We start from the raw sequence: 21,884 nt of genomic DNA, 5'->3' as shown, positions 1-21,884 counted from the left end.
ATCTTTCGGGTTGGTTTCTACGAGGCTTACGGACGACGGATGGCGTCGGTGGCCGCCGTGGCGGCGGGACCGGCCGCCAGCTCGGTCTCCAGCAGCTGCTTGCCGAGCAGCTCCGGGTCGGGCAGCTCCATCGGGTACTCGCCGTCGAAGCAGGCGCGGCACAGGTTCGGCTTGGCGATGGTGGTCGCCTCGATCATGCCGTCCAGGGAGATGTACGCCAGCGAGTCGGCGCCGAGCGAGGTGCCGATCTCGTCGATGGTCATGCCGTTGGCGATGAGCTCGGCGCGGGTGGCGAAGTCGATGCCGAAGAAGCACGGCCACTTCACGGGCGGCGAGGAGATCCGGATGTGGACCTCGGCGGCCCCGGCCTCGCGCAGCATCCGCACCAGGGCCCGCTGGGTGTTGCCGCGGACGATCGAGTCGTCGACGACGACCAGGCGCTTGCCCTTGATGACTTCCTTCAGCGGGTTCAGCTTCAGCCGGATCCCGAGCTGGCGGATGGTCTGCGAGGGCTGGATGAAGGTCCGGCCGACGTAGGCGTTCTTCACGAGGCCCGCGCCGAAGGGGATGCCGGAGGCCTCCGCGTAGCCGATGGCGGCCGGGGTGCCGGACTCCGGGGTGGCTATCACCAGGTCGGCCTCGACCGGAGCCTCCTTGGCGAGGCGGCGGCCCATCTCCACGCGGGAGAGGTAGACGTTCCGGCCGGCGATGTCGGTGTCGGGTCGAGCCAGGTAGACGTACTCGAAGACACAGCCCTTGGGCTTCGCTTCCGCGAATCGGGAGGTGCGCAGGCCGTTCTCGTCGACCGCGACGAACTCGCCCGGCTCGATCTCGCGGACGAAGCTGGCGCCCACGATGTCGAGGGCGGCGGTCTCGGAGGCGACGACCCAGCCGCGCTCCAGCCGACCGAGGACCAGCGGGCGGATGCCCTGCGGGTCGCGGGCCGCGTACAGCGTGTGCTCGTCCATGAAGACGAGGCTGAAGGCGCCCTTGACCTTGGGCAGGACGGTGTGGGCCGCCTGCTCGATGGTCAGCGGCTTGCCGTCCTCGTCGACCTGGGCGGCCAGCAGGGCCGTCAGCAGGTCGGTGTCGTTGGTGGCCGCGACGCGGGTGGAGCGGCCGTTGGTGTCCTTGGGCAGTGCGGCGACCATCTCGGCGAGCTGCGCCGTGTTGACCAGGTTGCCGTTGTGGCCGAGCGCGATGGAACCGTGCGCGGTGGCGCGGAACGTCGGCTGGGCGTTCTCCCACACGGAGGCGCCGGTGGTCGAGTAGCGGGCGTGTCCGACCGCGATGTGACCCTGGAGCGAACCGAGCGAGGTCTCGTCGAAGACCTGGGAGACCAGGCCCATGTCCTTGAAAACGAGGATCTGGGAGCCGTTGCTGACCGCGATTCCCGCGGATTCCTGACCCCGATGCTGGAGGGCGTAGAGCCCGAAGTACGTGAGCTTTGCGACCTCTTCGCCCGGAGCCCAGACACCGAAGACGCCGCATGCGTCCTGGGGGCCTTTCTCACCGGGGAGCAGATCGTGATTGAGTCGACCGTCACCACGTGGCACGCCACCGAGTGTAGGCGAGGTCGACCACTGGTCCGAATTGGGGATGCGCGGCGGAAGTGGATCACCCGCGCGTCGCCGTCGGCTCACTTTCCGCGTTTGCGCAGGTCAACGGCGAGTCGTCGGCGCGACGACGGGAAGCATCCGCGCTGCCGCCGCGCCCAGGAGTCCCTTGCCCCGGTGGACATGAGTGAGGTGTCGCACACCATCGCAGCGGCGGAAGCGCCCCGGACCGCCCCCGGACCGGACCCGGACCGCCCCCGGCCCCCTCGGCTCCGGCTCACGCCATGAGCGGCAGCAGCCCCGAGAGGTCGGCCCGGTCGCCGCCGGCGCTGAGCCTGGCGTCGTGGAGGGCGTCGTGCCATGCCGTGCGGCCGGTGGCCAGGCGGATCCAGGTCAGCGGGTCGGTCTCGACGACGTTGGGCGGGGTGCCGCGGGTGTGGCGGGGGCCCTCGACGCACTGCACGACGGCGAACGGCGGGACGCGCACCTCGGTCGACCCGCCGGGCGCCTTGACCGCGAGCGCGTCGGCCAGGAGCCGCGTGGCGGCGGCCAGGGCCTGGCGGTCGTACGGGATGTCCAGGCCGGGCACGGCGGCGTTGAGGTCGTCGGTGTGGACCACGAGTTCCACGGTGCGGGTGACGAGGTAGTCGGCGAGCGGCAGGGCGCCGGCGTTGGTGGCCAGCAGCCGGGTGCCGGGGTGCGTGTCGAGCTGCCCGGTCAGGTCCTGCTCGACGTCCGCGAGGTAGGCGTCCAGGTCGGGGTGGTCCCCGGCGAGCCGGCGCGTGAAGTCGTCGATGGCCGAGGAGTTGGCGGAGGTCGCGAACGGCCAGTCGAGCAGCACGGCGTCCTGCCGGGCCGGCTCGGGACGGTCGAGGGACCGTCCGACGGCCGTGACGGCCATGCCGATGTGCGCGACCAGCTCCCGCACCGTCCAGCCCGGCAGCCGCGTGGGAAGGGCGAGCTGCTCGGGCGTCAGGGTGCGCACGGCCTGCCGTACGTTGCCGAGCTGGGCGAGGACCGCCGCACGGGTCCGGGCGGGGTCGTAGGTCCGGGTGCGCTTCTTGGCCGGGGGCATGGCGGCGAGCCTATTCCCTCACGGCATAGCCCCTCAGGCCCTTTTCCACCAGGGCGAAGGCCTGGTGGGCGCGCTCGGCGGCGTCGGCGGCGACCGCGTCCGGAGTCTCGCCGGAGTCGAGGCGGCGGTGGTTCTCCTCGATGAGGGCGTTGCGGGCGGCGCTGAGCATGGCGGCCGCGACCGTCGCGAGCATCATGTCGCCGGTCTCCTCCGCCAGGATCGCGGCCAGCTCGCGGGTGCCCTTCTGGGCGGCGACGAAGGCGCGTTCCATCAGCACCGGCGTCTCCACCACGATCCGGCGCACCTGGCGGGTGAACGGCTCGCCGTGCAGGCCGACGGAGGGATCCCGCGTCTCGACGAGTCCGAGGAACTGCCGGCGGACGGCGTCCACCGCCGACTCGCCCGGCCCGCGCTCGCGCACCGCCCTGGCCGCGTCGCCGAAGTGCTCCTCCATCGGGCGGAAGACCAGGTCCTCCTTGGAGCCGAAGTAGTTGAAGACGGTCATCTTCGAGACCTCGGCCGCGTCCGCGATCTGCTGCACGGACACCTCGTCGAAGCCGTGCTCGGCGAAGAGCGCGACCGCCGCCCGGTAGATGCGCATCGCCGTCTGCCGCTTCTTGCGCTCGCGCAGTCCCATCGCCTCGGCCATGGCGCCACTGTACCAAGCCAATACTTTGTCCGAGCACAATGATTTTCTCGGATGAAAGATTGACCGAGTACAGATTCTTCGGGCATGGTGGGCGGCATGACCGAGACCCAACGCAAAGTCGGCTTCCTCGTCTGCCTCGTCACGATCGTCCTGGCCCTGCTGGATCTGCAGATCGTCTCCGCGGCCACCGTCCCGATCGTCCGCGACCTCGACCCCGGCCACGGCATCGACAAGATCCCGTGGCTGGTCAGCGCCTACGCGCTGGCATCGGCGGCGATGCTGCCGCTGTACGGGAAGCTGTGCGACGTCCTCGGCCCCAAGCGGGTGTTCACCGGCGCGATCGCCACCTTCCTGGTGGGCTCCGCGCTGTGCGGGGCCGCGCGGTCCATGGGCGAGCTGATCGCCGCCCGCGCCCTGCAAGGACTGGGCGGGGGCGGGCTCATGAGCGTGACCATGGTGGTGATCGCCCACCTCAAGGGACCCGGGGAGGAGAAGGGCAAGGGCACCAACATCGGCGGGCTCGTCGCCGGCGGGGCCATGGCGATCGGCCCCTGGATCGGCGGCCTGCTGGCCGACCACGCGAACTGGCGCTGGATCTTCTACGTCAACCTGCCGGTCGGCCTGGCCGTCCTCGCCGCCGCCGCCCTCGCCCTGCAACTCCCCGAGCGCCCGGTGCGCCGCCCGATCGACTACGCGGGGGCCGCGCTCGCGGCGGCCTTCTCCATCGCGCTGCTGCTGATGACGGACTGGGGCGGCAAGCGGTACGCCTGGTCGTCCCCGGTCGTGCTCGGCCTCGCCCTGGCGGCCGCCCTGGCACTGGCCCTGTTCCTGTGGCGGCAGCTGCGCGCGCCCGAACCGGTGCTCCCGCTCTCCCTGTTCCGGGTCCCCGAGCTGCGCCTGGGCTTCGCGGTCCAGGCGATCACGGGCGGCGCGATGATGTGCGCGATCTACTACGTCCTCATCTACTTGCAGGTCGCGCGCGGTGTCACCAGCTCCGCGGCAGGCCTCTACCTGGTCCCGATGGCGCTCGGCCTGACCCTGTCCGGTTCGCTCACCGGCCCGCTCTCCGCCCGCGGCTGGTCGGCGCGCACCTTCACCGTCAGCGGCACCGCCACCACCGCGCTCGCCTTCGTCCTGCTCGCCACGACCACCGGCCCCCACACGTCCCTGTGGCTGGTCCGCGGCGAGCTCCTGCTGGCCGGCGCCGGGTTCGGTCAGCTCGTGGGCCAGCTGATCCTGCTGGTCCAGGACGCCGCCCCGCGCCACCGGCTCGGCGTCGCCACCACCGGCATCCGCTTCTTCCAGACCCTCGGCAACGCCCTGGGCACGGCCGTCTTCGGCACCGTCCTGACGCGCCTGTACGCCGCCCACGGCCCCGGCGGCGACGTCACGGCCCTGGCGGCACTGACCGGCACCGCCCGCACCGACGGCGTCCACGCCTTCGTCGACGCCACCCAGGTGGTGTTCTGGGGCGGCGCCGTCCTGATGACCCTGGCCGCCCTGCTGGCCCTCCGCCTGCCCAGGCCCCGCCCGTCCGCCGCGCCCACAGTCCGCCGGGGCTCCGTACCGGCCTGAGCCACATGCCCAACCACTACAGTCATCACATGACAGAGCCGGTGATCGAATCCGTGGCCGGGCTGCGCGGCCACCCCGCCGACGTCATGGATCGCGCTCGCCGGGAGAGCACCCTGACGAGCACGGCCGAAACCGACGAAGAGGCATGGCTCGACCGACTGGCCGACGAAGCCGAGTCAGAGGGGCCGGCAGGATCCGTCTCCCTCGAAGAGATGTCCGCCTTGCTCCAGGACGGCCACCAGGGCTGACCCAGACGGTCAGCTCATCGTGTGGGTCCTGACCGTCGGCAATCGCCAGGTTCCCCAGGCCGGAACACGAAGGCCCCGCTCGTCATCGACGAGCGGGGCCTTCGGCTTCGTACGCGGCATCGGCGGCCGGTGCGTCGGCTCAGGCGAGCAGCGCGGGGATCGTGGCCTCGTGGGCCTCGCGCAGCTCGGCCAGCGTCAGCTCGAACTCGCCCTGGACCTCGACCGTGTCCCCGTCGACGACACCGACGCGGGTGACCGGCAGGCCGCGGGCGCCGCACATGTCGTTGAAGCGGACCTCCTCCGAGCGCGGCACCGCGACGATCGCGCGGCCGGCCGACTCCGAGAACAGGAAGGTGAACGCGTCCAGGCCGTCCGGTACGACCAGACGCGCGCCCTTGCCGCCCAGCAGGGCGGACTCCACGACCGCCTGGATCAGGCCGCCGTCGGACAGGTCGTGCGCGGAGTCGATCATGCCGTCGCGGGAGGCGGAGATCAGGATCTCGGCCAGCAGGCGTTCCCGCTCCAGGTCCACCTTCGGGGGCAGACCGCCCAGGTGGTCGTGGACCACCTGCGACCAGGCCGAGCCTCCGAACTCCTCGCGCGTGTCGCCGAGGAGGTAGAGCAGCTGGCCCTCCTCCTGGAAGGCGACCGGGGTGCGCCGGGCCACGTCGTCGATGACGCCGAGGACGGCGACCACCGGGGTCGGGTGGATGGCGGCCTCACCCGTCTGGTTGTAGAGCGAGACGTTGCCGCCGGTCACCGGGGTGCCCAGCTGCTGACAGCCGTCCGCCAGACCGCGCACGGCCTCGGCGAACTGCCACATCACCGCCGGGTCCTCGGGCGAGCCGAAGTTCAGGCAGTCGGAGACCGCCAGCGGCTTCGCACCGGTCGTGGCGACGTTGCGGTACGCCTCGGCCAGCGCCAGCTGCGCGCCCGTGTAGGGGTCGAGCTTGGCGTAGCGGCCGTTGCCGTCCGTGGCGAGGGCGACGCCGAGGCCGGTCTTCTCGTCGATCCGGATCATGCCGGAGTCCTCGGGCATGGCCAGGACGGTGTTGCCCTGCACGAAGTGGTCGTACTGCTGGGTGATCCACTTCTTGGACGCCTGGTTCGGCGACGCCACCAGCTTCAGGACCTGCGCCTTCAGCTCCTCGGCGGTCTCCGGGCGCGGCAGCTTGTTCGCGTCGTCGGCCTGGAGGGCGTCCTGCCACTCCGGGCGGGCGTACGGGCGCTCGTAGACCGGGCCCTCGTGCGCGACCGTGCGCGGGTCGACCTCGACGATCTTGCCGCCGTGCCAGAAGATCTCCAGCCGGTCGCCGTCGGTCACCTCACCGATGACGGTGGCGATGACGTCCCACTTCGCGCAGATCTCCAGGAACCGGTCGACCTTCTCCGGCTCGACGACCGCGCACATGCGCTCCTGCGACTCGCTCATGAGGATCTCCTCGGGCGAGAGCGTGGAGTCGCGCAGCGGTACGTCGTCCAGGGTGACGCGCATGCCGCCGGAGCCGTTGGAGGCCAGCTCGGACGTGGCGCAGGACAGGCCGGCCGCGCCGAGGTCCTGGATGCCGACGACCAGCTTCTCGGCGAACGCCTCCAGGGTGCACTCGATCAGGAGCTTCTCCTGGAAGGGGTCGCCGACCTGGACGGCGGGGCGCTTCGACGGTTTGGCGTCGTCGAAGGTCTCGGAGGCGAGGATCGACGCGCCGCCGATGCCGTCGCCGCCGGTCCGGGCGCCGTACAGGATGACCTTGTTGCCGGCGCCGGAGGCCTTGGCGAGGTGGATGTCCTCGTGCCGCATCACGCCGACACAGCCGGCGTTGACCAGCGGGTTGCCCTGGTAGCAGGCGTCGAAGACGACCTCGCCACCGATGTTGGGCAGGCCCAGGCAGTTGCCGTAGCCGCCGATGCCGGCGACGACGCCCGGCAGCACCCGCTTGGTGTCGGGGTGGTCCGCCGCACCGAAGCGCAGAGGGTCGACCACCGCCACCGGGCGCGCGCCCATCGCGATGATGTCGCGCACGATGCCGCCGACACCGGTCGCGGCGCCCTGGTAGGGCTCCACGTACGACGGGTGGTTGTGCGACTCCACCTTGAAGGTGACGGCGTAGCCCTGGCCGACGTCGACGACACCGGCGTTCTCACCGATGCCGACGAGCAGCGCGTCGTTCTCGGGGGCCTTCTCGCCGAACTGGCGGAGGTGGACCTTGGAGGACTTGTACGAGCAGTGCTCGGACCACATCACCGAGTACATGGCGAGCTCGGCGCCGGTGGGGCGGCGGCCCAGGATCTCGACGATCCGCTCGTACTCGTCCTTCTTCAGGCCGAGTTCGGCCCAGGGCAGCTCGACGTCGGGGGTCGCGGCCGCGTGCTCGACCGTGTCCAGAGGCGTCCTGCTCATGCGTTGACCAGCTTCTTCAGGATCGACGTGAAGAACGGCAGGCCGTCGGTGCGGCCGGTGCCGATCAGCGGCTCGGTGGCGTGCTCGGGGTGCGGCATGAGGCCGACGACGTTCCCGGCCTCGTTGGTGATGCCGGCGATGTCCCGCAGCGAACCGTTGGGGTTGACGTCCAGGTAACGGAAGGCGACGCGGCCCTCCGCCTCCAGCTTGTCGAGCGTGTACTCGTCGGCGACGTACCGGCCGTCCATGTTCTTCAGGGGGATGAAGATCTCCTGGCCCTCGCTGTAGTCGCTGGTCCAGGCAGTGGAGGCGTTCTCCACCCGCAGCTTCTGGTCGCGGCAGACGAAGTGCAGGTGGTCGTTGCCGAGCATGGCGCCCGGGAGGAGGTGGGCCTCGGTGAGGACCTGGAAGCCGTTGCAGATGCCGAGGACCGGCAGTCCGGCCTTCGCCTGCTCGATGACGGTCTCCATCACCGGCGAGAAGCGGGAGATGGCACCGGCCCGCAGATAGTCGCCATAGGAGAAACCACCGGGCAGCACCACGGCGTCGACCTGCTTGAGGTCCTTGTCCTTGTGCCACAGGGCGACCGGTTCGGCGCCCGCGAGGCGGATCGCGCGCTGGGTGTCCCGGTCGTCGAGACTGCCCGGGAAAGTGACGACGCCAATACGAGCGGTCACTTCACGGCCCCCGCGACTACGTCATCGGACTCGACCTTGACGGTGAAGTCCTCGATCACGGTGTTGGCGAGGAAGGATTCGGCAAGATCGTGAATGCGGGCGAGCGCGGCGTCGTCGACGGGCCCGTCCACTTCCAGTTCGAATCGCTTTCCCTGACGTACGTCGGAGATGCCGTCGAAACCCAGGCGCGGCAGTGCGCGCTGCACCGCCTGGCCCTGGGGGTCGAGGATCTCCGGCTTGAGCATGACGTCGACTACGACGCGTGCCACTGGCACTCCCGGTGTGTGGTGCTGAGCAGGTCCCTTCAGACTACCCGCACAAAATTTCTACGCGAGTAGACTTGTAGGAACCCACGTGACGGCGGTCACGACCGGCCATCGGGCGCGAGTGTTGTGAAAAGTTCTGGGAAAGTTCGGCGTTCCCCACTGGACAGCGGTATTGAACCGGGACACGCGAGAGATTTAGTCGGGGCTTCACTTCGCAATGCCCGGCACTGTACAAATGAATTGGCAACAGCCGATACTTTTCCGATAACAGGCGGACAGCCGACATCTCCGAACATCTCCGCATGCCCCGAAGGTCATGACGGAGCAGGTGGGCGCAGAGGTGTCGCACGAAGGGACCGATATTCGTGGCGCAGCGTGTCGTGGTCACTCTCTTTGACGACATCGACGGCTCGGAAGCGGCGGAGACGATCGCCTTCGGACTCGACGGCAAGTTCTACGAGATCGACCTGAACCAAGCCAATGCCAAGAAACTGCGTAAGGCGCTCGCGCCGTACGTGGAGGCGGGCCGCAAGCGGTCGCGGTCGGGCAAGGCGTACCGGCAGACGGAGGTCGCCCCCGACCCCGCGGCCGTCCGGGCCTGGGCCCAGGCCAACAAGATGGACGTGCCGGCGCGCGGCCGTATCCCCAAGAAGGTCTACGAGGCGTTCGACGCGGCCCAGTGACGAGCAGGGCAGGGCAGGCGCAGCGCCCGGGCGGGCGGGGCGCCGGGCGAGGCGGGCCCCGAAGGAGACCCCAGGGCCCGTCAGCGACCCCTGGACGCAGCCGACTTGCGCAACCCCCCTGTTGATCAGCTAATGTCTGGAGCGCGCCGAGGGGCGAGGCCGAAAGGCCGAGACCCACGGAGTGCATGCGGGTGTAGTTCAGTAGCAGAACATCCCCCTTCCAGGGGGAAGGCGCAGTGTGCGATTCCTGTCACCCGCTCCGCACCGCCGGTCCCGACCACTCTTGTGGATCAGGTAGGCTGGTGCTCGCACCGATCGGTGGGAGCCGGTCGGAGGCAATGCGGACGTAGCTCAGTTGGTAGAGCGCAACCTTGCCAAGGTTGAGGTCGCGAGTTCGAGCCTCGTCGTCCGCTCGGGAGTAAGACCCCGGTCCTCAGGGACCGGGGTCTTTTTCGTAGGCGGATCATCTATCGGTCGTCTGCGGATCGCCTTGCGCCTCGTGTGCGGATCGCCCACGAACCGCTTCTTGCATTTCGGCGGGTTCGAGGCGGTGGAGCAGGTGATCGAGGTGCGGCGGATCGCGCAGGAGGCGCAGCGCCGGGTCCGCGCCGTCCTAAGGGACTGCCGAGGGCCCGGCCTCGGGACCGAACTCGTCGGCACCCAGGGAACGTTGAGTGCTGCCGGGCTCCACTGCGAGGTGCGCGGACAGGCCGACGGGCTGGACGGTGGGGTGCGGTCGGCGCTGGGATGGGTGGTGCGGGAGGCGATGACGAGCACCTCGTCCGGGGCGCGCTCGCCGCGCCGCTCGCCCTGGAGGACGACCTGGTGATCGTCGCCGAGGCGGCGAGCGGGCCGGAGGCGCCGGCGATGGCACGGCGCACGAGCCGGACGTGGCCGTGCTCGATCTTCAGATGCCGGGCGCCCACGGTGTGAAGGTCGCCACATCCCTGCGGGCCGAACTGCCGGGCTGCCAGGTGCTGATCGTCACCCGCCACGGGCGGCCCGGCGACCTCGAGCGGGCCCCTGCGGCGGGGGCGGGGGGCTTCGTCCCCGGGACCGTCAGCACCCAGCGGCTCGCGGAGATCATCCGCACGGTGCACGCCTGGAACCCCCACCGCCGACCCCGAGTTGGCCGCCGACGCCATCTCCTCGGAGGACTCCCCGCTGACCGTGCGGGAGGCCGAGGTGCTGGAACCGGCCGCCGACGGGGCGTCCGTCGCGGAGATCGCCGAGCGGGCCGCGCTGCCGCAGGAGACCGTGCGCGGCTCCCTGTCGTCGGCCGCCTCGAGACTCGGGGCGGAGAACCGGCATGCGGTGGTGCGTCCCGCACACGAGCGAGGTTGGGTATAGTTGGCGTCGCGCCACGGCGCAATGCGGACGTAGCTCAGTTGGTAGAGCGCAACCTTGCCAAGGTTGAGGTCGCGAGTTCGAGCCTCGTCGTCCGCTCCAGTGAAGAGCCCCCCGGTTTCGCCGGGGGGCTCTTTCGTGTTCCGCGCCGCCCTATGACCAGCTGGTGCCCGTCAGGCGCTCGTACGCCTCCACGTACTTCGCCCGCGTCGCCTCCACCACCTGCTCGGGCAGCGGCGGCGGGGGCTGCTCGCTCCTGCGGTCCCAGCCGGACTCGGCCGACGTCAGCCAGTCCCGCACGAACTGCTTGTCGTACGACGGCTGCGCGCGGCCCGGCTGCCACTGGTCGGCCGGCCAGAAGCGGGAGGAGTCCGGGGTGAGCACCTCGTCGGCGATGACCAGGGCCTCCCCGTCGAAGCCGAACTCGAACTTGGTGTCGGCGAGGATGATCCCGCGCTCGCGGGCGATGTCGCGGGCCCGGCCGTAGACGGCGAGGGTCGCCTGGCGCAGCTGCGCGGCGGTCTCCGCGCCGACCTGGCGCGCCACCTCCTCGTAGGAGACGTTCTCGTCGTGCTCGCCGACCTCGGCCTTGGTGGCCGGGGTGAAGATCGGGGCGGGCAGTTCGGAGCCGTCGACGAGGCCCTCGGGCAGGGCGAGGCCGCACACCGTGCGGGAGTCGTCGTACTCCGCCAGGCCGGACCCGGTGAGGTAGCCGCGGGCCACACACTCCACCGGGACCATCCTCAGCGACCTGCACACGAGGGTGCGGCCGGCCCAGTCGGCGGGCGCCCCGTCGGGGACCTCGGTGCTGATGACGTGGTTCGGGACCAGGTCGGTGAGGCGGTCGAACCACCACAGGGACAGCTGTGTGAGGATGCGGCCCTTGTCGGGGATCTCGGTGGGCAGCACCCAGTCGTAGGCGGACATGCGGTCGCTGGCGACCATCACGAGGTCGCCCGCCTCGTTCTGGTACAGCTCGCGCACCTTTCCGGTGTGCAGGTGCACCAGGCCCGGAACCTGGATCGGCTCGGGCTTTTCTACGAATCCGGACACGGTTCCTCCCCGTGGTTCTGTCCAATGGTTCGATTCTCCCGTATCGGACACGGGACTCGGACAGCGGGTGGCGGGAGGGGCGGCCGGAGGGTCAGTCCCGTTTGCAGATGCGGTCGAGAAGGTTGGCCGTGGCGCGCTGGACGCGGGCGTCGACGTGGCCGGGGCGGTCCAGCGCCGGGGACCACGCGAACGTCCCCGAGGCGAAGACCAGGGCGCCGGACGGGGCCCGGTACAGGGACGTCTCCTGGTGGCGCAGGACGCCCTCGGTGTCGGTGTACGGGGAGTGCGCGAGCAGGATGCGGTCCTGGTGGTCGGGGAGCGGGGTGCGCGGGAAGTAGCGGTCGGCCTCGCCCGCGACCAGGCCCTCGATCTCGTCGCCGTCCTGCGCGCCGGTCGCCTCCCACAGCCAGTGGTCGGCGTTGCGGACGATCAGCGGATGGGGCTCGGGGACGCGCCCGGCGTACTGGATGCCCACCAGTTGCTGCTCGGGGCGGTCGATCTCCCGCCACAGCACCGGCCGGCCCGGGCCCCGGCGTTTGCGGCAGGTCAGCAGGCGGTCGGCGACGCCGGACGGGGAAGGGCCCAGCTCCACCTGCCAGTACATGGTGTTGGCGGAGAGGAAGACCAGGGACGTGCCGTGCTCGCGGGCGAGCTCGACGGTGCGGCGCATGGGGATCGACCAGTACTCGTCGTGGCCGGGGAAGACCAGGCCGCGGTAGCGGGTGGGGTCGACGCGGCCGGCGTGCAGGTCGCGGGCGTCGGCGTAGGCGACGTCGTAGCCGTAGCGCTCGGCCCAGCGGATGAAGTCGTAGGCGTGGCCGACGTGCAGCGGCAGGCCCGCGCCCGCGTACGGCCGGTCGAAGGAGACCGTGGTCGCCGCGTCCGCCTCGCCGAGCAGACGGCCGTCCTCGTCCCAGGCGTGGTAGAGGCTGGCGCCGGTGCGGCCGTCCTCCGGATAGAGGTTGTAGGCCTGCCAGGTGACGTCGGGCAGGAGCAGGAGCAGATCCGCCGGGTGGTTGTCGCGCACCGTGAAGGGGATGTGGGAGCGGTAGCCGTCGGCGGTGGTCAGCACGGCGACGTACGCGCCGATGCTCCAGTACGACGGGACCTGCAACCGCCAGGACAGCCACCAGTGGTGGCAGGAGACCGTGCGGTCGGCGGTGAGCGGCGGGGGCTGGACGATGCCGGACAGACGCGGGCTCGTGGTGATCTTCGCGGCGCCGTCGCCGTCGTAGTGGCCGATGCGGTAGATGTCCACGCTGAACTGCTGGGGCGGGTCGACGGTGATGTGGAAGTCGATGGCCTCGCCGGGCGTGACCGGACCGTTGGAGACGAAGCCCTTGATCTGGCGGCGCACGTCGTCGGCCGAACGGGGACCGCCGGCGGAGGAGCGGGGGGCGGGCACCCGGGGGGCGGTGGCGGTCGCGCCCCCGCCGGCCGCTCCGGGCGCTCCGGCCGCTCCCGGCACGCCGGTGGTGCCGGGCGTCGCGCCGGTCCCCGGCTGCGGGTCGACGTACCACGGGACGACCTGGCCCGTGTCGTCGAAGTACGTCTCGCTGCCGCGCAGCCAGGGGACGGGACCCTGGCCGAAGGGGTCCGTCACGGCGTGCGCGAGTGCTCCCGACTCCCAGCGTCGGATCCGCTCCGATCCCATGGCCGTTCCCCTCCCTCGTGCCCCCGTGACATGTGGTGCGGCAGTGCGGTCTGTCGTATGTCGTATGCGTTTGCCAGGTGCGTGAACGATCCCAGCACATCACATTACGCACGCATGCTGTCACTACTCGTTGCGAATTGACCGAAAGTGGAAGCCAGGGGTCCGGTAGAGCACTCGCGGCCGGGGCATCGCCCCAGGTCAGACGAGCCGTACGGGCTTTTCCGGACGTATGCCCGAATCGACCAGCCAGGTGCGCAGCGGGACCGGATCGCCCTCCTCGATCAGCGCGCGGACCTTGGCGCCGAGGTCGACGGCTCTCTCCCCGTTGATCAGGAGGGAGGGACCGTCGAGCCAGTCGAGGCCCGGAGTGGCGCCGGCGGTGTCCATCGCCGCGCAGCAGACCATGGCGGTGACGTGGTCGGCGAGGAGATCCCGGCCGGTGCGCGGCGGCTGGAGGGGGAACAGCGGGAGCGGGCCCTCGTCCCAGAGGGGGAGCGCCCCGGGGATCTGGCCGACGGCACCGGCTCCGGCTCCCGGGGGCGCCGTCCCGGGCACGGGCGCGGCGGCCTCCTCGCGGGCCAGCTCGGCGCTGAGCCCGGCCGCGAGCGCCGCACTCCGCTCGTTCGCCAGGTCGCCGTCCTCGCCTGGGTCGGGGTCGGGTGTGCGGTCGGGGTCGGGTGTGTGGACGGGGTCGGCGCTGTGACCGGTGCCGCCTGCGTGACCGGTGCCGCCTGTGTGGCTGGTGTCGGGTGCGTGCTCGGCGGCTGTCGTGGGCTCGGCGTTCCCTGCGGGCTCGACATCCCTCCCGGGCTCGGCGTTCCCTGCGGGTTCGGCGCCTCTCACGGGCTCGGTGTCCCTCGTGCCGTCGGTGTTCGCGGTGCGTTCGGCATTCGGGGGTGTGCTCTCGGCGTCCTCGGCCGTGGAAGCGGCCTGGCCCCGGACTGGGGGTGTCGGCGGGTGCGGGGCGAGGGTGGTGGCGGTGTGGCGGGAGGCGGTGGTGGGGGTGTGCGGCTGCGCGGACAGGTGGTCCAGGACGCGGGCCAGGGTCGGACCGTGGGGATCGGATGCCGGGGGGTTCGGGGAGCGGCGTACGCCGAGCGTGTCCAGCACCCGGTGGAGGCGGGCCGCGTCGGTGCGCCACTTGCGGTCGACGACCTCCTCCGGGTACTCGTGCCAGTCCACCGGGGACCAGTCCGGACCGTGCTCCGCCGGGCCGCCGTGGAACAGCCGCGCCGCCAGCAGTGAGGTGGCCTCGTCGACCACGCCGGGCTCCTCGAGCAGATCGCAGGCGGGACGCTCGCCGAGCCGGGAGGCGAAGCCCTCGGCCAGGCGGTCACGGCGGGACAGCTCGGTGAGGGCGGCCACGACGCCCGCGTCCAGCCGGGAGGGCCAGCGGCCCATGCGCCAGGCGGGGAGCGCGACCCGGGTCAGAAGCCGGTCCCAGCCGGCGTACGCCAGGCCCACCTGTTCCTGGGCGACGATTCTCAGGCCGTAGTCCACAGCCTGTGCACGCTCGGCGGCCGCGGCCGCCACCCCGCGCTCCATCTCGGCCGCGTACTCCCGGCAGCCGCGCAGGAGCAGCCGGGCCACCCAGCCGACGCCCGCGCACACCGCGCCGGTCAGGGGACGGCGGCCGGGAGCCGAGGTGACGGCCACCGCCGCGTCCAGACCGCGGACGAAACGCCGGGCCGCGGCTATGTCCGGGTGCGCCGAGGGTCCCGTACCGGCGACCACGGGGGCGAGGACGGCCCGCAGTTCTCCGACCCGCATCCACCACAGGAACGGCGAGCCTATGACGAGCACGGGCGCCGCCGCCGTACGCCGGGTGCGGGCCGAGGCCAGGCCGCGCAGCCCGTACGGCTCGCCGCGATCGTCGCGGCTGTCGCGGCCGGCGTCGGCATGGTGCCCGTGGGCGTGCGGGGGAGGGCCGTGGGCCGGATGGGTGCGGTCCTCCAGCCAGCTGTCGCAGTCCGGGGTGACCGCTATGGCGGACGGCGCCGGCACGTCGAGACGGTCGGCGAGGTCGCGCACCAGGCGGTACAGGTCCGGGGCGGACTCCTCGGGGATCGGGACCGTCGGGCTCATGGCGGGACGGGCGCGGGCGACGACGAGACCGATGCCGGCGGCGGCGAGCAGGACGACCACCGCGACGGCACCCACCACCCAGCGGGCGAGGTCCCAGCCCCTGCCGACGAGGTGACCGGTGGAGCCCCCGGCGAGGAGGATCACGGCGAGGGCGGCGGGCAGCAGGGCGACGGCCAGCGCCCGGCTGCGTACATGCAGCACGGCGAGGGCCCGGGAGCGCGCGGACTGCACACCGACCTCCACACCCATACCGGTCACGACCGGACGTCACCCCCTCCCGACTGTCCTGACTGCCCTGTGTTGCTCACTCCCCCACTGTGGCACCCGCCACTGACATCGCAATGCCGGTGGGCCAAGTGCCGGAACGCTTGCGCCGCACCCTAGTTGGGGCCCCGGCCTGCGTCAGCCGTATGGGCCATTGCTCACTCGATGGAATGGCTTTGGTCAGAGGTGGACGACGGACAGCAACACTCGGGCCCCGGATCGAGTCCGGGGCCCGAGTGTCGAGGGGCGCCTGGTGCACTGGGGTGAGAAGCGCCTGGTGATGCTGGTCTTGTGGGTGTTGTGGGTGTTGTGGGTGCTCGCGGTGGGCTACGCCCCGGCCGCCGCCTTCGCGGCGATGTCCGTGCGGTGCTGCGAGCCGTCGAGGCGGATGCGGTCCACGGCCGTGTACGCCCGCTCGCGGGCCTCGTTCAGGTCCTTGCCGCTCGCCGTCACGGACAGCACACGGCCGCCCGCGCTCACGACGGCGTCGCCGTCCCGCTTGGTGCCGGCGTGCAGCACGTACGCGTGCGGGGCGTCCTGGGCGGCCACCTCGTCGAGGCCGGTGATGGGGTCGCCCGTGCGCGGGGTGCCGGGGTAGTTGTGCGAGGCGACGACCACCGTGACGGCCGCGTCGTCGCTCCAGCGCAGGGGCTCCAGGTGGGCGAGATCGCCGGTGGCCGCGGCCATCAGGACGCCCGCGAGCGGGGTCTGGAGGCGGGCCAGGACCACCTGGGTCTCCGGGTCGCCGAAGCGGGCGTTGAACTCGATCACCCGGACGCCGCGGCTGGTGATCGCCAGGCCGGCGTAGAGAAGGCCGGAGAACGGGGTGCCCCGGCGGCGCATCTCGTCGACGGTGGGCTGGAGCACCGTCCGCAGGACGTCGTCCACGAGCTCGGGGTCGGCCCAGGGCAGCGGGGAGTACGCACCCATGCCGCCCGTGTTCGGGCCCTGGTCGCCGTCCAGGGCGCGCTTGAAGTCCTGGGCGGGCTGGAGCGGGACCACCGTCTCACCGTCGGTGACGGCGAAGAGGGAGACCTCGGGGCCGTCGAGGTACTCCTCGATCACCACACGGTCGCAGGCCGCGGCGTGCGACCGGGCCACCTCGACGTCGCCGGTGACGACGACACCCTTGCCGGCGGCGAGACCGTCGTCCTTGACGACGTACGGCGCGCCGAAGGCGTCGAGGGCTTCGGCGACCTCCTCCGGCGTCGTACAGACGTAGGAACGTGCCGTGGGTACGCCGGCCGCGGCCATCACGTCCTTGGCGAAGGCCTTGGAACCCTCGAGCTGCGCGGCCGCCCGGGAGGGGCCGAAGACCGGGATGCCCGCCTCGCGCACGGTGTCGGCGACCCCGGCGACCAGCGGCGCCTCCGGGCCGACGACCACGAGGTCGGCACCGAGCTCCGTGGCCAGCGCGGAGACGGCCGCGCCGTCGAGGGCGTCGACCGGGTGCAGCTCGGCGACCTCGGCGATGCCGGCGTTGCCGGGCGCGCAGTGCAGCGCGGTGACGTCGGGGTCGAGGGACAGGGAACGGCACAAGGCGTGCTCGCGGGCGCCGCTACCGATGACGAGGACCTTCACGGGGTCAGCCTAACGGCAGGAGGCGGGAGCGGTTTGTGCGGGTTGCCGAGGGCAGGACGGAGAGGCGTTCGTACGTTCCTCTGACGGGCGGCGCCTTCCGCCGGGGCGACGTCCCCTGCCGGGCGCCTTGGGCTGCCCGGCGTGCGGTGCGCGGCGCGTTGCACGGTGCGCGGTGTGCGCTGCGCTGCACGGTGGGCGGTGCGCGGTGCGCTACTCGGTCGTGTACTCCTCCACCACCGTGGCGCCCAGCTCCCGCACGATCAGCTCGTGTCCGGACAGGGCGGACTCGTCGAGGTCGGGGTCGTCGTCCTCGGGGATGTCGTCCTCGGGGGCGACAGGGGGCGGCTCGGGGGCGCTGGGCCGTGACGAGGGGGCCGCGGCGGGTGGGCCCGCGGCCGGACCCGCTGCCGCCGACGGCTGGACCTGTGGCGCGCCCGGTGCCGAAGAACCGGTGCCGCCCGAAGCGGCGGGCTGGGTGGCCGTCGCGGGCCGGGCCGCGACAGGCGCACCGCCGCCGTAGCCGCCGGCGGTGTGTCCGCCGCCTCCGCCGTACCCGCCGGTGGCCGCCGGGGCGGAACCCCCGCCGCCCGTCGGGTCGACGATCGCCTCGATCTTCCACTGCACGTGGAACTGCTCGGCCAGCGCCTGCCGCAGCACGTCCTCGCTGCCGTTGCTGACGAAGCTGTCCCGTGGCCCGGCGCCGGCGAAGCCGAGTTGCAGGGTCGTCCCGTCGAAGCCCGCGACGTGGGCGTACTGGTCCAGCATGATCCAGGTGACCTTGCGGCGGTTCTTGACCGCTTCCAGGATGTTCGGCCACAGCTGCCGCGGGTCGAGCCCGCCGGAGACCGGACCGGACGCCTGGGGACCGGCGGCGGGGGCCTGAGGGCCGGGGGCGGAGGGTGTGGGCGCGGTGGGAGCGCCAGTGGGGGCAGGGGCGGGCGAACCGCTCGCCGGCCGTCCCGCCCCGGGCGCGGCAGCGGTCGGCCAGCCTCCGGGACGCCGCGCACCGCCCGCGGGTGCGGCTGTGGGCCAGGCGCCGGGCGCGGAGGCGGCAGACCCCGAGGCCGGCGGAGCACCGGGCGCGGGCGACCCCTGAGGGCGGTCACCGACGACGGGCGTGGGCGCGGAAGCAGAGGCAGAGGCAGAGGCAGAGGCAGAAACAGGAGCAGGAGCAGGAGCAGGAGCAGAGTCGGGTCCGGAAGGAGGCCCGGCGACAGGCCCGGGAGGGGGCACCGCAGGCAACGCACCGGTACCACCGTCCCCGGCGCCACCAGCACCCACAGCACCGGCCCCGGGACCACCCGTCCCGGCCCCGGAAGCCCGCACCGCCGCCCGGGCCGCGGCGGCGCCGCCGCCGGGCGGCACCGGTGCGCCGGACCCGCCGGTGACAGCGGCAGCCCCTGGATGGGCCTCGGGACCGGGCACGTACCCCATGGCGGGCGCGCCCGCGCCCGTGCCGGTGCCGGTGCCGGTGCCCGCGCCCGCGCCCGCGCCCGCGCCCGCGGAGAAGCTCACACCGCGCTCGAGCCGGTCGAGGCGGGCCATCACGGACCGCTCGTCGCCGTAGGCGGCGGGCAGCAGCACACGGGCGCAGATCAGCTCGAGCTGGAGGCGCGGCGAGGTGGCGCCGCGCATCTCGGTCAGACCCTCGTTGACGAGGTCGGCGGCGCGGCTCAGCTCGGCGGCGCCGAAGGAGCGGGCCTGGGCCTGCATCCGCTCGACGGCGTCGGCCGGGGCGTCGATGAGCCCCTTCTCGGCGGCATCGGGTACGGCGGCGAGGATCACCAGGTCCCGCAGCCGCTCCAGCAGGTCGGCGACGAACCGGCGAGGGTCGTTGCCACCCTCGATCACACGGTCGACGACCTCGAAGGCGGCGGAGCCGTCCCCGGAGGCGAAGGACTCGACGACGGAGTCGAGCAGTGAGCCGTCGGTGTACCCGAGGAGCGAGGTGGCCATGGCATAGGTCACACCGTCCTCACCGGCACCGGCGAGCAGCTGGTCCATGACGGACATGGAGTCACGCACCGAGCCGGCACCGGCCCGTACCACCAGGGGAAGCACCCCGTCCTCGACGGGGATGTCCTCCTTGTGGCACACCTCACCGAGGTAGTCCCGCAGGGTCCCCGGCGGGACCAGCCGGAAGGGGTAGTGATGGGTCCGGGAGCGGATGGTCCCGATGACCTTCTCGGGCTCGGTGGTGGCGAAGATGAACTTCAGGTGCTCCGGCGGCTCCTCGACCACCTTGAGCAGCGCGTTGAAACCGGCCGACGTGACCATGTGGGCCTCGTCGATGATGTAGATCTTGTACCGGCTGCGCGCGGGCCCGAAGAAGGCCTTCTCCCGCAGGTCACGGGCATCGTCCACACCGCCGTGCGAAGCGGCGTCGATCTCGATGACGTCGATGGACCCCGGGCCGTTCCTCGCCAGGTCGCGGCAGGACTCGCACTCGCCGCAGGGCGTGGGCGTCGGCCCCTTCTCGCAGTTCAGACAGCGGGCGAGGATCCGCGCACTGGTCGTCTTGCCGCACCCGCGCGGACCGCTGAACAGGTACGCGTGATTGACCCGGTTGTTCCGCAGCGCCTGCTGCAGCGGGTCGGTGACATGCTCCTGCCCGATGACCTCGGCGAAGGACTCCGGGCGGTAGCGGCGGTACAGCGCGAGAGACGACACGCATACGAGGTTATAGGCGCCCACTGACAACCGGCCGTGGACAACCGACCCGGCCGGACGGCTCGGCCCCGACCCCACACGCCACGACCCCCGGGGCACCCCCGGGAACGCAAGCGCCCCCCACGCACCCGCCAGAGCCGACCTACCCTTGCTGCCTTCCGGCCCTGGGGGAGTTCAGTCAGATAGCGCCGCGTGAGGGGCTCCCGAAAGAGTACCCGATCCCGGCGGCGAGGAACGAGTTCGCGAGCACTCCTCTCGGTCATGTAATGTTTCCGGCGGAGGATTCGCCTAGAGGCCTAGGGCGCACGCTTGGAAAGCGTGTTGGGGGCAACCCCTCACGAGTTCGAATCTCGTATCCTCCGCCGGTTCAGAGGGCCGGGTCACGAAAGTGGCCCGGCCCTCTGGCGTTCGTCCGGCCCGGTTTCCGTCTCGGTCGGGTTCTCGGGCGGCTCCGGGCGCCTCCCGGAGGGCGCCTCCGACTTCCTGGGCGACCTCGCTGGAGCATGACTCCGGTCACATGCAGACATCGGGCGCGCTCCGAAATCGCCCAGCGGGGCGGACGAGGGCCCCGGCCGGAATCCGGTCGGGGCCCTCGTCGTGTGCGGTCTGTCTCCTCAGCTTGCCCGGGTGGCCGCGGAAGTGGATCCCGGCTTCGGCTTGGCCGCTTTGGGGGTGGTCGAGGTGGTTGCGCTGGGTGGTGTGGGGGAGGGGTCGGGCTGGGCGGGCCGGCTCACGCGGTGGCGGGGGGTCGCGCGGCGGGGCGGGCGGGTCAGGGTGATCTGGCGGACCAGCTGCTGGAAGCAGGCCAGGGACGCCAGGCCCGGCAGGGCGGCCGCCGACATGTCGACGAGCGTCCGGGGCGCCTGCACCACGCACAGCAGCATCGCGATGGACGAGAAGAGCAGCACCACGCACCAGGAGTGGACGGCGCGGCGCTGGTGCAGCGCGGCGCGCAGGACGGAGAGGGACGCCACCAGCCAGGGGCCGTACACCAGCAGGGGCCACCAGGACGCGATGCCCTCGTGCATGCGGGGCACCGCGACGATGCGCAGCGGATCGTAGGCGACCATGCCGCCGAAGAAGCTCACCGTGGAGGCGATCACCGCGGCGAGGGCGGCGATGAGATGACTGGCGGTGCGCAGCATGTTCGGACGCCTGCGTTCACGGACCTTTCGGTGGCCGCGGGAGACGTCCCTCAGCGGAGGCAGTTCCGCCGTGATCTCCTGAAGGTTCTCCAGGGGGGTGTTCCCGGTTTTCGCGGCGGGCGCGCCGGGCTCGGGCTCGTCCCGGGTCGTGGGAACCGTCGGCCGCTGCTGCTGCTCCATCGCGTCCTGGAGCATGAAGGCCAGTTCCTCGGCGGGGTCCCAGGCCGAGTCCGGCGGCACCAGGGGTCCGGCGAAGAACTGCGTCGGCGCCCGGTGCCGGCCGGTGCCGCGCCCTGTTTCACTTCCGCCAAATCCGCCGGTATACGGGTAATCATTCCGCGCATCGCCGGTCTGTGGGTCGTCGGCATACGGGTAATCGGTGGAATATCCGGGACGTCGGTCGATACGTTCGTCATACATGAAATGACCCGGCTATTCCGGTCGCGGCACGGCGGACCGGCCTTCCGGGCCCACCCAGCGGCGGGCGAGGTCGGCTTGCAGCGCGCTGATCGCGTCCAGGAAATCCCGCAGCAGCGGTTCGGTCACCTCGAGCGCGACCGGGAGATCTCCCCTGGTCAGGGTGCCATTGACGGTGCCCGGCGCATGCACGGGCGCGGGCAGGTAGGTGTAGGGCCCCAGCGCGACCGCGCATCCGGCACTCGCGTTCTGTCGCTCGCGGCCCGCGAACAGACCGAAGTACCCTTCCCTGGTTGCCTTAGTCATATCCCAACTAACGCCACCCGACTTCCCCGGATGCGCGGCAAACGGGTGAAGGAATTCCCCGGCCAGGCCTATATGTGCGATCGAATGGTTCATCCGCCCGTCCGGCCGGAGAGGTCCGCGTCCGCAGCACGGCAACGCAATTTCGCGATATCGACCCCAACGCATTGGAATATTCAAAGTTACGGGAGGAGAAGAAGAGAGTCCCCGGTCGGGCCAACCAACCGGGCGAGACACC

General features: G+C 71.8%; 17 protein-coding genes, 4 tRNA genes, 1 other RNA gene and 1 pseudogene. 9 read left to right on the top strand and 14 right to left on the bottom strand.

Annotated features, from left to right (window positions below):
- Positions 1 to 26 precede the first annotated feature (26 nt).
- From purF to ABZ484_RS12985, 3 genes are all read right to left on the bottom strand, one after another.
- A complete protein-coding gene (gene purF, locus ABZ484_RS12995; protein ID WP_358865936.1) occupies positions 27 to 1,556 on the bottom strand; it encodes an amidophosphoribosyltransferase in 1,530 nt (509 codons plus the stop codon).
- A gap of 277 nt (positions 1,557 to 1,833) precedes the next feature.
- A complete protein-coding gene (locus ABZ484_RS12990) occupies positions 1,834 to 2,631 on the bottom strand; it encodes a sterol carrier family protein (protein ID WP_358865935.1) in 798 nt (265 codons plus the stop codon).
- Between the two features lie 10 nt (positions 2,632 to 2,641).
- Positions 2,642 to 3,280, bottom strand: a complete 639-nt coding sequence (locus ABZ484_RS12985) for a helix-turn-helix domain-containing protein (protein WP_358865934.1) — start codon at positions 3,278 to 3,280, stop codon at positions 2,642 to 2,644.
- Between the two features lie 96 nt (positions 3,281 to 3,376).
- On the opposite strand from ABZ484_RS12985, the gene ABZ484_RS12980 reads away from it, so the two are divergent.
- Positions 3,377 to 4,855: an MFS transporter gene (locus ABZ484_RS12980; protein WP_358865933.1), complete on the top strand. Its 1,479-nt coding sequence runs from the start codon at positions 3,377 to 3,379 to the stop codon at positions 4,853 to 4,855.
- A gap of 29 nt (positions 4,856 to 4,884) precedes the next feature.
- Positions 4,885 to 5,103: a prevent-host-death family protein gene (locus ABZ484_RS12975; protein WP_358865932.1), complete on the top strand. Its 219-nt coding sequence runs from the start codon at positions 4,885 to 4,887 to the stop codon at positions 5,101 to 5,103.
- 139 nt (positions 5,104 to 5,242) lie between these two features.
- Here the strand turns inward: ABZ484_RS12975 and purL are convergent, their stop codons facing one another.
- Genes purL through purS form a run of 3 tightly spaced genes read right to left on the bottom strand, consistent with a single transcriptional unit; the run spans position 5,243 to position 8,447 of the window.
- Positions 5,243 to 7,501 (bottom strand): phosphoribosylformylglycinamidine synthase subunit PurL, encoded by a 2,259-nt coding sequence (gene purL / locus ABZ484_RS12970; protein ID WP_358865931.1) that lies wholly within the window; start codon positions 7,499 to 7,501, stop codon positions 5,243 to 5,245.
- Positions 7,498 to 8,178, bottom strand: coding sequence for a phosphoribosylformylglycinamidine synthase subunit PurQ (purQ, locus tag ABZ484_RS12965; RefSeq protein WP_358865930.1), 681 nt, complete (start codon positions 8,176 to 8,178; stop codon positions 7,498 to 7,500). Before purQ ends, purL begins: the two co-directional genes overlap by 4 nt.
- Complete coding sequence (gene purS / locus ABZ484_RS12960; RefSeq protein ID WP_358865929.1) at positions 8,175 to 8,447, bottom strand: phosphoribosylformylglycinamidine synthase subunit PurS; 273 nt, start codon at positions 8,445 to 8,447, stop codon at positions 8,175 to 8,177. Before purS ends, purQ begins: the two co-directional genes overlap by 4 nt.
- 362 nt (positions 8,448 to 8,809) lie before the next feature.
- Here purS and ABZ484_RS12955 point away from each other — a divergent pair, with 362 nt between their 5' ends.
- The 6 genes and pseudogenes from ABZ484_RS12955 (at position 8,810) to ABZ484_RS12930 (ending at position 10,576) form a co-directional block, all read left to right on the top strand.
- Complete coding sequence (locus ABZ484_RS12955) at positions 8,810 to 9,127, top strand: Lsr2 family protein (protein WP_358865928.1); 318 nt, start codon at positions 8,810 to 8,812, stop codon at positions 9,125 to 9,127.
- A 187-nt stretch (positions 9,128 to 9,314) separates the two neighbouring features.
- Positions 9,315 to 9,386, top strand: a tRNA-Gly gene (locus ABZ484_RS12950).
- Positions 9,387 to 9,467: 81 nt separating this feature from the next.
- Positions 9,468 to 9,540, top strand: a tRNA-Gly gene (locus tag ABZ484_RS12945).
- 113 nt (positions 9,541 to 9,653) lie between these two features.
- On the top strand, positions 9,654 to 9,956 hold the full coding sequence (locus tag ABZ484_RS12940; RefSeq protein ID WP_358865927.1) for a hypothetical protein: 303 nt from the start codon (positions 9,654 to 9,656) through the stop codon (positions 9,954 to 9,956).
- Positions 9,875 to 10,477, top strand: a pseudogene (locus ABZ484_RS12935) (response regulator). Before ABZ484_RS12940 ends, ABZ484_RS12935 begins: the two are co-directional and overlap by 82 nt.
- Before the next feature lie 23 nt (positions 10,478 to 10,500).
- Positions 10,501 to 10,576 (top strand) — tRNA-Gly (locus tag ABZ484_RS12930).
- 51 nt (positions 10,577 to 10,627) lie between these two features.
- On the opposite strand, the gene ABZ484_RS12925 is transcribed toward ABZ484_RS12930, so the two are convergent.
- The 6 genes from ABZ484_RS12925 to ffs all read right to left on the bottom strand — a co-directional run bounded on the left by ABZ484_RS12925 (position 10,628) and on the right by ffs (position 19,986).
- The gene (locus ABZ484_RS12925; protein WP_358865926.1) at positions 10,628 to 11,527 is read right to left on the bottom strand and encodes a phosphoribosylaminoimidazolesuccinocarboxamide synthase; all 900 of its coding nucleotides are present in this window, start codon (positions 11,525 to 11,527) and stop codon (positions 10,628 to 10,630) included.
- 91 nt (positions 11,528 to 11,618) lie between these two features.
- Positions 11,619 to 13,181, bottom strand: a complete 1,563-nt coding sequence (locus ABZ484_RS12920) for a N,N-dimethylformamidase beta subunit family domain-containing protein (RefSeq protein WP_358865925.1) — start codon at positions 13,179 to 13,181, stop codon at positions 11,619 to 11,621.
- A gap of 198 nt (positions 13,182 to 13,379) precedes the next feature.
- The gene (locus ABZ484_RS12915; protein WP_358865964.1) at positions 13,380 to 15,515 is read right to left on the bottom strand and encodes a hypothetical protein; all 2,136 of its coding nucleotides are present in this window, start codon (positions 15,513 to 15,515) and stop codon (positions 13,380 to 13,382) included.
- A gap of 342 nt (positions 15,516 to 15,857) precedes the next feature.
- On the bottom strand, positions 15,858 to 17,111 hold the full coding sequence (gene purD, locus ABZ484_RS12910) for a phosphoribosylamine--glycine ligase (protein ID WP_358865924.1): 1,254 nt from the start codon (positions 17,109 to 17,111) through the stop codon (positions 15,858 to 15,860).
- Between the two features lie 210 nt (positions 17,112 to 17,321).
- Positions 17,322 to 19,781, bottom strand: coding sequence for a DNA polymerase III subunit gamma and tau (locus ABZ484_RS12905; RefSeq protein ID WP_358865923.1), 2,460 nt, complete (start codon positions 19,779 to 19,781; stop codon positions 17,322 to 17,324).
- A gap of 106 nt (positions 19,782 to 19,887) precedes the next feature.
- Positions 19,888 to 19,986: signal recognition particle sRNA small type (gene ffs, locus ABZ484_RS12900), an RNA gene on the bottom strand.
- A 72-nt stretch (positions 19,987 to 20,058) separates the two neighbouring features.
- On the opposite strand from ffs, the gene ABZ484_RS12895 reads away from it, so the two are divergent.
- A tRNA-Ser gene (locus ABZ484_RS12895) sits at positions 20,059 to 20,143 on the top strand.
- Positions 20,144 to 20,395: 252 nt separating this feature from the next.
- On the opposite strand, the gene ABZ484_RS12890 is transcribed toward ABZ484_RS12895, so the two are convergent.
- On the bottom strand, positions 20,396 to 21,346 hold the full coding sequence (locus tag ABZ484_RS12890) for a DUF2637 domain-containing protein (protein WP_358865922.1): 951 nt from the start codon (positions 21,344 to 21,346) through the stop codon (positions 20,396 to 20,398).
- A 12-nt stretch (positions 21,347 to 21,358) separates the two neighbouring features.
- A complete protein-coding gene (locus tag ABZ484_RS12885; protein ID WP_358865921.1) occupies positions 21,359 to 21,742 on the bottom strand; it encodes a hypothetical protein in 384 nt (127 codons plus the stop codon).
- Positions 21,743 to 21,884: the final 142 nt, after the last annotated feature.

The sequence above is a fragment of the Streptomyces sp. NPDC006393 genome (assembly GCF_040628575.1).
Taxonomy (GTDB): Bacteria; Actinomycetota; Actinomycetes; order Streptomycetales; family Streptomycetaceae; genus Streptomyces.
This window is presented reverse-complemented; position numbering and strand designations above follow the sequence as displayed.

Bases quoted from the DNA above. Each gene is read 5' to 3' on its own strand.
- ABZ484_RS12985 (WP_358865934.1), bottom strand. From the start codon at position 3,280: ATGGCCGAGGCGATGGGACTGCGCGAGCGCAAGAAGCGGCAGACGGCG.
- ABZ484_RS12990 (WP_358865935.1), bottom strand. From the start codon at position 2,631: ATGCCCCCGGCCAAGAAGCGCACCCGGACCTACGACCCCGCCCGGACC.
- ABZ484_RS12920 (WP_358865925.1), bottom strand. From the start codon at position 13,181: ATGGGATCGGAGCGGATCCGACGCTGGGAGTCGGGAGCACTCGCGCAC.
- ABZ484_RS12975 (WP_358865932.1), top strand. From the start codon at position 4,885: ATGACAGAGCCGGTGATCGAATCCGTGGCCGGGCTGCGCGGCCACCCC.
- ABZ484_RS12890 (WP_358865922.1), bottom strand. From the start codon at position 21,346: ATGTATGACGAACGTATCGACCGACGTCCCGGATATTCCACCGATTAC.
- ABZ484_RS12915 (WP_358865964.1), bottom strand. From the start codon at position 15,515: ATGGGTGTGGAGGTCGGTGTGCAGTCCGCGCGCTCCCGGGCCCTCGCC.
- ABZ484_RS12980 (WP_358865933.1), top strand. From the start codon at position 3,377: ATGACCGAGACCCAACGCAAAGTCGGCTTCCTCGTCTGCCTCGTCACG.
- purL (WP_358865931.1), bottom strand. From the start codon at position 7,501: ATGAGCAGGACGCCTCTGGACACGGTCGAGCACGCGGCCGCGACCCCC.
- ABZ484_RS12885 (WP_358865921.1), bottom strand. From the start codon at position 21,742: ATGAACCATTCGATCGCACATATAGGCCTGGCCGGGGAATTCCTTCAC.